This window comes from Vibrio sp. TRT 21S02, assembly GCF_050113675.1.
In the GTDB taxonomy this organism is placed as follows: Bacteria; Pseudomonadota; Gammaproteobacteria; order Enterobacterales; family Vibrionaceae; genus Vibrio.
In genome coordinates this window covers 1-7,235 of the sequence record NZ_JBNJOI010000040.1, presented here as the reverse complement: position 1 = coordinate 7,235, position 7,235 = coordinate 1, and the positions used below count along the sequence as shown (strand labels likewise).

The window sequence follows — 7,235 nt, the reverse complement described above, 5'->3', positions numbered from 1 at the left end:
TAACGGAACACATTATATAAAATGACAGACTGTAAGGTTGATTTAAAGCAGAGTTATATCGATTAGCAGCTAACGCCGCATTAAGGTGCGAACAACGCTAAACACCTAAACTAAAACACTGCACCTTAAACACTAAAACCAAGTTTAAACTGAGATCGCCAAGCGTTGTGAGTCACTCTTAAATGCTTTGTTATGTATATGCCCGCACCGTATCTTGGTTTTTAAGTATTAAATATAAAGCACTTACACCAATGGCTAACTCTAGGAAAAAATATAACGTGAGCAGCCAATGAACTTGTCCATCTAAAAGAAAGCTTAAGCCTCTACCCATAGCCAACCCAAACATAAAAAGCGATAACGTCGTTAATGCAACTTGGCGGAAACTCTTTTTGAAAAAACCTAATAACCAAAATGATAAGTTAAGTAAGTACAAGCACATAACCGCTCTAAATATGTGCTTACCATTTACATTACTAATATCTAAATCAAATAAGTAATTTAGAGTAACTTCTGGAACTAAACCATATGATAGAGCAATAGGAACTAGGCCTGAGGCCGAGACCAGCAGTAAAGCTTGGCTTTTATCTATTCTCATATTTATTTCTCCTTATTATAGAGACGTACATAACGCCGCATTAAGGTGTGAGCGGCGCTTGGCTATACTTGAGCGAAGCGAAAATGCCAAGCGTTGCGAATCACTCTTAAATGCTTTGTTAAGTGCGTGGTTCGACTTGTTTATAGGCTAACCATTTCTCTGCGCTCGTAACTAACTCTTCGAGGTAATTAAGAAAGTCACCTAAGTCATGTGCTTGTCTTTCCTTTATTGGGGTATTCATATTTAAGGTGTCAAAGTTATCATATTCAAAAATGGTTAGTTTATCTAAACCCATTTTTATGTTCTGGAAACTACGAACTGCTTTACTTAAATATGTAAAAACCACACATACCTTCTGACCTTCCATTCCATCAAAATTATAATGCTGAAAACCAAATTTATGATCTTCTGTTGGGTCATTAAGGTAAAGGTAAGTTCGATAAACTCTAAGTAACTTTGATTCGATGGTATCAACAATTAGATCGTTAAACTCTTCTTGCGCCCCTTCCAAAAAGTCCTCCAAAGAAGTTAACGTGATATTGCTTTTTGTTGCTTGCTTAATTGCTCCTGATTGATAACCAGAGTTTGAGACGAAGATCCCGCGATCAGCACCAACATCCTTGACGATTGATTGCAGTGCTAATATTTTCTCTTTTGGAATTGCTGAATTCCAAAACTTGCACTCGACAATCCATGTAGTGGTAATCCCCAACTTTTTAAAAGTCACAAAAACGTCCACATCATGTTCACCACGAACACCTTCAACTTTCTTTTCAACAACGGCATCACAGCCTAAACTACGGAAAACTCTTGCTGTTTCTTGTTGATATTCTCTCCAATCCACCAACTACCTCCTCGCTGATTATTGAGACAAAGCGCTTAACGCTGCGTTAAGTGGTGAGCAACGCCTACCACCCTACCTAAACCATTGTGACATAAACACTTAACTCAAAGTAAGCCGAAAATGCAAAGCGTTGGGAATCCGTCTTAAACGCTTTGTTATAGCTTTTCTAGCTTGGCAAATGAACTTGCAAGCAACTGAGTCTCTCCGGTTTCATGAAGCCAAATATAAACTTCTGGTTTGAACTGTGCGGATTCTTTTAGGAAAACCATTTGATCTCCAAGACCATTGCTGGCAATTGCCAATGCATTGTGTGGAAAATTGCCAAAACCAAAACACGACTTGGTTTCTACAATAATGTGGTTACAAGTACGAGCTAGCCTTTTTCGATCGGAGTTGTCCTTGATTGGGTAAAGCTCCCAATCATCTTCTTCGGTCGTTGCCTCACCACCATTATCAGTCTTCATTGATTCACGGTAATCATGGGGGAGTCTTGCACCAAGCTCCAACTCAGTATTAACTAATTGTTCTTCTGTTAAGTTAAATGCCATTTTTACTCCAAAGCTATAACGCCCAATTAAGTTGTGAGCAACGCTTCCACATTATCCAAACACTTCACCGTAATCACCAAACCTATTGAAACCGAAGGCGCCGAGCGTTGCGAATCAGCTTGAATTGCTTGTTAAGCTTCAGGCTCAGGCACCCACGTGAATACATTTTGATGAACAAAAGACTTTAGTATACCAAGTGATTTTAATGCATCTGATTTAGCTAGTTCTTCAGCAGATTCAAATCGACCATCAATCATTTTTTTAGCCAATGAGCCATTTTTAAGCCCCGCTTTCGCATGAACATAAGGATTGCGGATTTTCCGTAATACTTCCAATTGTTCAAAAAGCGTTTCACTTATAATTTCAGCGGCTTTTGCAGATTCGAGGATTTTCTTAAATGAGGATTCAGCTATCGTATTCTGCCCTCTCATGATGAACTCACCGGACAATGAATGTTCAATAAACGCTTGGCACAGTAATACGACTGCCATGTAATTACCATTAACGTAACTATTAGCCAATTCATGAAAAGCTAAGTGAGACTGTAAACCTCCGGTTAACAGCATATCTCCCTGTGGCGCAAACAGTTCATTTAGCTCGACAAATCTAACAATACGATCTGGTCTAGTTTGTTCTTCATCTTCGACAAAATCAGCGATACCTTGTCGTTTTATTTCTTCGTAGTCCATATTGTCCTCATTGAAGCTTAACGCCCAATTAACGTGTGAGCAGCGCAGACACTGAAATTGAATACTGCGCCGTAAACACCAAATTCAACCCGAAGTGAGAGCGCCAAGCGTTGCGAATCACTGTTGAATTGTTTGTTATGTTTTACCACAAGTTACTGACTTAATTGAGAAAGAACTGCTATTTCAGACCAGTTTTCTGAACCAAACCACAAGGCAAGAACCGACTTGACCACCAAAGGCGACCAACCTAAAACAAGTTAGTCCAATTCCCTACCCAATGAGGCAACCCGAATAACAAACAACGAATGCCCTTTCTTCCCTACCAAAGCGCAAGACAATGGCTAATTGCCGAGGCAACTGCCAAGCTAAAATGCTAATTGGCTAAGAACCTGGAAGCGACTTTAAGCCAGTTAAACCAGAAGCCAACCGCCACGACCTGACAATGAAGCAACCCACGAACATTGGCATGTTTTACGGGCTGAGAGATTCAAGAATTTAGGCCGACAATGCGGATTTGCTGAGTCTACTAGGGACGAATTGCCAGAGGGACAAAGAACTAGAGCCTAAGAAATTTAAGCCTTTGAATTTCAAGTAAACATAACGCCCAATTAAGGGGTGAACAACGCTACCACCCACACCTAAAGCATTGTGCCATAAACACTAAATTTGAAGTAGAAGCAAAAATGCCAAGCGTTGTGAATCCCTCTTAAATTGCTTGTTAACTGGCTGCCTCAAAGTGGATAAAGAACATGACAAGATCCACATCATTCGCTTTTGACAACGTATAGTCTTCACCTACGATATTGGAAACAGCAGACTTCCAGAAACTGAGTGCCCCTGAGTTTTCCAAAAGAATTCGGATTTGCCATTTACCCGGAAAAGCTTTAACGACTTGCGCCAAAACAAGCTTTCCTACGCCCTGACCTTTAAACTTACGTAGAACAAAAAATTGGGCAACGTCGTAAAGTGTTAAGTCACTAGGGTAACGACGAATCAGAACAAAGCCTGCGAGTTCGTTATTCACCTTTATGAAATATGGAATATGATCATCTCGATTCCAATAAGGGTCGAACTTTGAGACATCGTACCCTCCGAACGTACCATCTTTAGCTGGATTCCATTTCATATACTCTGACATGTCGTATACGTAGTAGCAGAACAAATTCTCAAGTACATGCCGCTCTTCTCGTTCTATTTTTACTAGCTGAACTTCCATTTTTCTCCTTGCCAGTTAACGCCGCGTTAAGTGGTGAGCAACGCTACCACCTTACCTAAGCCATTGTACCTTAAACACTAAATTAAACTTAAACTGAGATCGCCAAGCGTTGTGAATCCGTCTTAAACGCCTTGTTATGCCTGTGTTTGTAGCACAGACATGACTTCAAGCCTGTCTTTGATTGCTAGTGCTAATTGTCTAGATTGAGTGTCGTAGTGAACTAAAACCATATCAAACTCTCTTTTATTTATATTTGCCAACTCATCGCTAGGTTTGAGATTTTCCGCGTAAGTTAGTAACTGCATAAAATCATGAGAGGACTTGTGGCATGCGAGAGCATTTTCGTAGACTTCATTATCAATGAATGGATACGCATTATTAGTAAGAGTGCCTAAAGTACAACGAACTTCATGAAGAGTTTGAAAAGTTATTTTTAGTTTTTCTAGATCACCAACACGCTTAACTGCTGAAGACATCAATGCCGAAATTTCACTGGTAGCTTCCCACATTTCACGGTAGCGAGAAAACTCAAACTCAGCCTGTTCTCGGTTTACATGGATGACAGGCTCATTTTTAGCAACTAGCAATGACAACTTAGAATCAATCAATTCTCTAAGCTTCGCTGATTCCTTTGTTTCTATACGCTTAACAGCGATAGCTCCCAAAAATGCACTTAACCCCATGAGAATCACATTACTTTCAAAATACCCTAAAATTTCTCTAAATAGTTCGAACAATTACCAATTCCTCATAAAGGCATAACGCCAAATTAAGGTGTGAACAACGCTAACACCTTACCTAAAGCATTGTGCCATAAACACTAAACTGGCTTGAAGTGAAAGCGCCGAGCGTTGTGAATCACTCTTAAATTTATTGTTATGTGATTTTTTCATTGCATACGGAAACGCCCAAAGTTATTAGCTTTGGGCGTTTCTTCTAGCAAACTGGTTACGACAAACCGAGCTCTAAAGTGTCATATGCAGAATTGGAAAAGGTTTTCCCATATCATCAAGCGGCGAACGAGAAACAACTTTGAAACCCATATGCTCGTAGAAACCTACCGCTTGCGGGTTTTGTTCGTTTACATCCACTTTGGTTGCGCCTAACTGCTCTATTGCGTATTGCAGTAGCACCTTACCAACACCTTGCCCTCTTGCCTCGTTTAAGATGAACAGCATTTCAACCTTTGAGTCGTGGATACCCACGAAACCTAAAATTGAACCACTTTCATTTTTCACACATCTTAACGTGACAGCAGGAAAAGCCTGCTCAATGATAATTGGTTTAAAAAACTCAATATCTTCTTCTGATATGAAGTCATGAGTTGCTCGGACTGAATTTTCCCAAACACTAAGCATTTCTGCGTAATTTTCAGGAAGCACATTTTCTACAATCATCGTATTTTCTCTAAAGTTGACTGAAATTCATGTGCAGCCGCGAGCGGGCATTTTAGCCCCAATGGGTATGAATTGTCCACCAATCACATAACGCCGCATTAAGGTGTGAGTGGCGCTTGGCTATACTTGAGCGAAGCGAAACTGCCAAGCGTTGCGAATCACTCTTAAATGCTTTGTTAGAAAAATTTACTCGCCATTTTCACGAACTCTTCCCAGCCCAAAGCAATACCCATAATTGCACTAAATAAACCGATTAGACCAGTGAAACCAGATAAAAAACGAAATATCCAACTAGATGTAATTTTAATGGCTGTCGTTGCACTAATTAGACCAAACCAAGAAACAAAATGAACAGGAAGTGATAGCACAGATCGAATACCCTCTCTTAACCAAATAACTGGATTTCTTAGCTGCTTTACAAGGGTTTCATCATTTGCTTCTAAAGAACCTATATGCCTTAAAAGAGTCTGCTCTATTGCTTTTGCATATTGAACTGCATCATCTCCGATACCGCCCATAAAGCCAGGAGTTGATAAAGCGTCATCTAGTGATGGGAGCATGTTGATAATTATAGGATAATCTTGGTAAACGACATTGAGATATGGTGGTTTAAACTTTGCTGCAACCCCTTGATTACCTAAATTATTTTGCATTTTATTCGAATGCCTAATCAATAAACTGAATGCACTCCGATCTTGCCCTTTACTGTTCCAGTAAGTAACAAATTTAGAATTAAAATCGACTACAAACTCAATTTTATCGTTGTTCACAAGCTTTCGTCTAAAGACACTAACAAACCCTAAACCTGACAGTACAACTAAACAAATGACAGGTATCCACATAGCCAAATTATCTCCATTTTTCTAACGCCGCATTAAGGGGTGAACAACGCCACCACCTAACCTAAACCATTGTGCCGTAAACACTTAAGCTAATTCAAACCAAAACTGCCAAGCGTTGTGAATCCCTCTTGAATGCTTTGTTATGCGCGCTATTTTTTATATCGTTGTTTCAATGCTTTAATATGTTTATCAAACTCTATTTTCCTTTTAGCTAAGTCTTGTTGTCCTTCATCTGTTAGAACCCACCCATTACCCGCTAAATAGGGGTCACTTGGATCAACAAATCTTAAAACGCTCAAATCAAGATACCCGACGAACTTAAAAATACTATTATCTTCAGCCAACCCGGTGGGTGTCCACTTATCTGATTTAAACATCCTGCTATCATTTTGGACATAGCCAGCATATTTATAACACTCAACTATGAACTCTGAGCAAAATAAACGCGTTATTGACTTGGTTGTATACTTTGGATCATAACTATCGCCAACTTGTTTTGAATAATGATACAAGTAATTTCGGTACTCTTTTAAAGGCGAAAGAACTGCGCCAACATAATTGTAACCAACCTGTTTATCTAAACAAGAGTTTGCAAACTCGATTATCTTACTTTTACATTCTTTGTTAATACCAAAGCACCTTACAACGGTTAAATAGCGATAATCTTGAGATAACTCGTACAGCGATATTTTCCTAATTTTCGGTACTACCATGTCTACTATCATTCCGCCACCAACATAGATAGCACAATGGACATAAACACCATCTGATGCATTGCTAATAAGGTAAGTATTCTTCGAATTAACCGAGGATGAGCACATGATTACATCACCGACTTGTAGTTGACTCTCCTCACATATAATTGAACCAGTATCTATCCATGCGCCATGGTATCTTCGATGAGTTATTCTTTTTAACGCATCTTGTTTTTTTCGTGTAGCCTTAAACAGTGGATTCAATACTCGCTTAGAGCAATTTGAAAGGAATCGTTTCATATTCTATTTTACCTATTGGAACTGGTTAGCGCATAACGCCGCATTAAGGTGCGAACAACGCTAAACACCTAACCTAAACCACTCCACCTTAAACACTAAAGCCAAGTTT

Annotated in this window: 9 protein-coding genes; all 9 read right to left on the bottom strand. The window is 39.4% G+C overall.

The genetic code is table 11. The features are described from left to right. Positions 1–190: 190 nt before the first annotated feature. The 9 genes from ACQEXU_RS21595 to ACQEXU_RS21555 all read right to left on the bottom strand — a co-directional run bounded on the left by ACQEXU_RS21595 (position 191) and on the right by ACQEXU_RS21555 (position 7,126). Positions 191–595, bottom strand: coding sequence for a DUF4345 domain-containing protein (locus ACQEXU_RS21595; RefSeq protein WP_427012260.1), 405 nt, complete (start codon positions 593–595; stop codon positions 191–193). A gap of 118 nt (positions 596–713) precedes the next feature. Beyond that, complete coding sequence (locus ACQEXU_RS21590; protein ID WP_427012259.1) at positions 714–1,439, bottom strand: restriction endonuclease; 726 nt, start codon at positions 1,437–1,439, stop codon at positions 714–716. A 155-nt stretch (positions 1,440–1,594) separates the two neighbouring features. Then, a complete protein-coding gene (locus ACQEXU_RS21585) occupies positions 1,595–1,987 on the bottom strand; it encodes an SMI1/KNR4 family protein (RefSeq protein WP_071236680.1) in 393 nt (130 codons plus the stop codon). 131 nt (positions 1,988–2,118) lie between these two features. Further along, positions 2,119–2,676 (bottom strand): hypothetical protein, encoded by a 558-nt coding sequence (locus tag ACQEXU_RS21580; RefSeq protein ID WP_025611480.1) that lies wholly within the window; start codon positions 2,674–2,676, stop codon positions 2,119–2,121. Between the two features lie 718 nt (positions 2,677–3,394). Further along, positions 3,395–3,892, bottom strand: coding sequence for a GNAT family N-acetyltransferase (locus tag ACQEXU_RS21575; protein WP_321460170.1), 498 nt, complete (start codon positions 3,890–3,892; stop codon positions 3,395–3,397). A gap of 134 nt (positions 3,893–4,026) precedes the next feature. Beyond that, complete coding sequence (locus ACQEXU_RS21570; RefSeq protein ID WP_427012258.1) at positions 4,027–4,629, bottom strand: hypothetical protein; 603 nt, start codon at positions 4,627–4,629, stop codon at positions 4,027–4,029. A 228-nt stretch (positions 4,630–4,857) separates the two neighbouring features. Further along, positions 4,858–5,289 (bottom strand): GNAT family N-acetyltransferase, encoded by a 432-nt coding sequence (locus ACQEXU_RS21565; protein ID WP_088880699.1) that lies wholly within the window; start codon positions 5,287–5,289, stop codon positions 4,858–4,860. Between the two features lie 176 nt (positions 5,290–5,465). Further along, positions 5,466–6,137: a hypothetical protein gene (locus tag ACQEXU_RS21560; RefSeq protein ID WP_395198323.1), complete on the bottom strand. Its 672-nt coding sequence runs from the start codon at positions 6,135–6,137 to the stop codon at positions 5,466–5,468. Positions 6,138–6,280: 143 nt separating this feature from the next. Continuing rightward, positions 6,281–7,126, bottom strand: a complete 846-nt coding sequence (locus ACQEXU_RS21555; RefSeq protein ID WP_077261264.1) for a hypothetical protein — start codon at positions 7,124–7,126, stop codon at positions 6,281–6,283. Positions 7,127–7,235: the final 109 nt, after the last annotated feature.